At 42.9% G+C, this 2,763-nt stretch carries 3 protein-coding genes and 1 pseudogene; 1 reads left to right on the forward strand and 3 read right to left on the reverse strand.

The features are described from left to right. Window positions 1-319: 319 nt before the first annotated feature. The 3 genes from B3K91_RS11670 to B3K91_RS11680 all read right to left on the reverse strand — a co-directional run bounded on the left by B3K91_RS11670 (window position 320) and on the right by B3K91_RS11680 (window position 2,299). The gene (locus tag B3K91_RS11670) at window positions 320-517 is read right to left on the reverse strand and encodes a hypothetical protein (protein ID WP_292595259.1); all 198 of its coding nucleotides are present in this window, start codon (window positions 515-517) and stop codon (window positions 320-322) included. A 400-nt stretch (window positions 518-917) separates the two neighbouring features. Beyond that, a complete protein-coding gene (locus B3K91_RS11675; RefSeq protein ID WP_292595262.1) occupies window positions 918-1,895 on the reverse strand; it encodes a type II toxin-antitoxin system antitoxin SocA domain-containing protein in 978 nt (325 codons plus the stop codon). Between the two features lie 206 nt (window positions 1,896-2,101). Then, entirely contained in the window at window positions 2,102-2,299 is a 198-nt protein-coding gene (locus tag B3K91_RS11680) for a hypothetical protein (RefSeq protein ID WP_292595265.1), read from the reverse strand. Between the two features lie 251 nt (window positions 2,300-2,550). Here B3K91_RS11680 and B3K91_RS11685 point away from each other — a divergent pair. After that, a pseudogene (locus B3K91_RS11685) lies at window positions 2,551-2,763 on the forward strand (hypothetical protein); the annotation flags it as partial.

Consider the following 2,763-nt stretch of genomic DNA (forward strand, 5'->3'; position numbering starts at 1 on the left):
TGTTGCTTTGTCCAGCATCCTCCGAAAAGAGCTTTTTCTAATGGTCTTACCCATCACCCATAACTCACAACGCACCACCCATGAGCCCAACGCTGCGCGTACAGGGTATTGGTTGGTAAAAGAGTGTTGATCGTTCGTATTCATCTCTAGATACGGAGTTTAAGTCCTCCCTTCCCATCATGCCGAACACACTTAATACGTTATAACGAGATTGCTTAATTTCGCTTTTCTGTCCTTTGAAACAGTCTCACAGACTTTCATCTTCGATTTCTCGTTTAGTGTGAAAATGGAGTCTGACCCTATTTAACAACATCCCCCTTTACAGGTTTTTCCACGCCATATCCTCTTCTTCTCTCAGCCAATCCCTGGCAAGAGCCGACTCTGAAGCATCCCGCAACCCGCAGCTTGATGCAGGCAGATTCCTTTCTTTCAATGCCTTCACAAACCGAAGGATTTCTTCTAAGAGAGTATCGGGTATGGTTTCTATTTCCTTTCTCAGGAGCTGTCGTTTATCCATTAGATCGCCCTCTTTCAATGTGATTAAAATCGCTCTGTCAACCAGGATCTCTCGCTTAGTCAGGTGATTTGCACAAGAGTATCGTATTCAATATCATATCTTGGTAGTCCTGCGAAATCTCTTCTGCGCGCTCCTTCAGCTTTTTGTAATCTTGCAGATTCAAAAATCGCTTTTTCGTTGAATGAATAACACTATTAGCCCTCGTCCAAAAAACTTATCTAATGAGTGTTTTACAGGATATTTCATTCTGCAAATTGTCGGAATGATAGTGTATCATTTTCTTCCAAACTCATTTTCTAATAGCCCTTTTAGGCCCATTTAGAATGCTTCTTATACAGTTCACACTGATCCGTCTGCAGAATTAGGAGTCTTACCAATTCATTTAGTAATTCAAGCAGGACTAGTTTCCTATCATTCCCTTGCAGTATTTTATGACTTTTTTCTCTCCAGTTTCTTTCCAGCAGGGTTCCTTGTGAGATAGAGATGAGAGCTGACTGCTTGTAAGGTGACCATATCTTTTCACAACCGTCTCGATGATCTCCTCTTCTTCGGCGAGCAAATGATCGGTCTTTGCCGTTCCTTTGATCATCACAAAGGCTTTCTTGCCTTCTTCGACCACTCCAGCTTCTTTAAGATAAGAGACAACATCTTCATACTTCACGGGCGTAGGCCCATAGAGATTGGCAATATACCTGAGACCGGTAATGGATATCCCCCTTCTCTCGAATGATAGTGTATCGGAGTAGAACATAAGCTTGAACAATTTCATGTGATCCAGAGGTCCTATCTCGGAAAGGAAACGCCCCACAACTGCACTCAATGCTTTTCCTGAAAAGACCTTGAAGCCATTGAGGCACGATTCGGTATTTCCGTGAGCTTCAATAATCATACTCTCTCTAAGAGAAAGCCGGGATTCATTTTCAATTCCGGTCTTGCCAACTATTCTGTCTTGATCGTCCAGCGAGATCCTTCCCTGGACCGCAGCAGAATTGACAAAAGAGATGAAGTCCTCTCCGCCTGGAATTATGTGATTTGTGTAAGATCCGAGAAGCCTGTCTGAAAGAGCTCTGGAGCCGTCTTCAAGCTTAGAAACCAGGGACTTCGTCCTTCTCAGCAGGAGCGCCATCTCCTCCTGAGTGAGGTTCAGATTCTCTCTGGCTTTCCTGAGATCTGCCGGCGACGGCATGCAATTAGCCTTCTCATAATCTTCCCAGATCTTCTTCCAGGCTTCATCGAGAGATCGGGCATCTACATATGAACTTCCGCACTCATCACATTTATAGACATCGTAGGAAAGTTTGACTCGACTTCCCTTGAAACTCTCGATGCTCTCTTCCTTAGATAGGCGCATTTCCCTTCCACATTCGGGACATCTCATGAAATCAACTCCCGTACTCTGCAAGATGCAAAGATAAACAGATTAGCCTTTCCCTAAAGCTATAACTCAGCTTGAAATAGACTTTGTCTTTGTATTCATAGTCTTCTGGGGCCAGGAATTCATCATCGGTAATATCAAGCTCTCTGAGTATTGACTCAAGCGGTAAGGATTTCCAGACAACAATCGCAAATGTATCTCTTTGATTATCATCCTAGAAGCGTCTTTATCGGATCTTCAGAATCATCTAGAATGTCGTCTTCGAATGTCAGCAGGTCGTCTCTCAGTTGAAGCATCCCCTCGTCCTCCGAAGCAGCGAGGAGTTCAACAATCGCATCGAACGCCTTCTTCCTTTCGCTTGCATCGATCTCCTGGAGCATCTTCCATGCTCTGTCGAACATGATCACTGTAATCACCCCCGGTGCTTTATATCTAAATAATAATGCTTAATCAAGAATTGGAATCTGACCCCATTTAGAAACCTTGTTTCTTTGAAACCCTTTAACAAAAAAGTGAAAGATCATTTTCAACAGGTCTGGGTTCTAGCATTATTAGATATATAGAATGTTATAATGCAGAACGTAAGATATGTGCAATCTACACTAAACATTTCTGTTTTCTCGTTTCCTTCTCAAGTGACGTAATGGGAGGCATACTCATGAAAAGAGTATCTGTTTGGGTAATCACTCTTGTTTTGATCTTAATGTTTTCATCCTGTATTCCGTCCAATTTGGCGCCTATATTGTTGAAAGTCAGGGGCCTTGAAAACGTCGTTAAGGTATCGACGAATTCTTTTGAATGGATAGGAACCGATCCCGATGGAAGTATAGCTAAGTACGAATACAGGAAAGATGGAGGAGCCTGGACTAGC

Origin of the sequence: Mesotoga sp. UBA5847, assembly GCF_002432735.1 — a bacterium.
In the GTDB taxonomy this organism is placed as follows: Bacteria; Thermotogota; Thermotogae; order Petrotogales; family Kosmotogaceae; genus Mesotoga.

Coding starts and splice junctions, on each gene's coding strand:
- B3K91_RS11670 (WP_292595259.1), bottom strand. CDS start 517: ATGGATAAACGACAGCTCCTGAGAAAGGAAATAGAAACCATACCCGAT.
- B3K91_RS11675 (WP_292595262.1), bottom strand. CDS start 1,895: ATGAGATGTCCCGAATGTGGAAGGGAAATGCGCCTATCTAAGGAAGAG.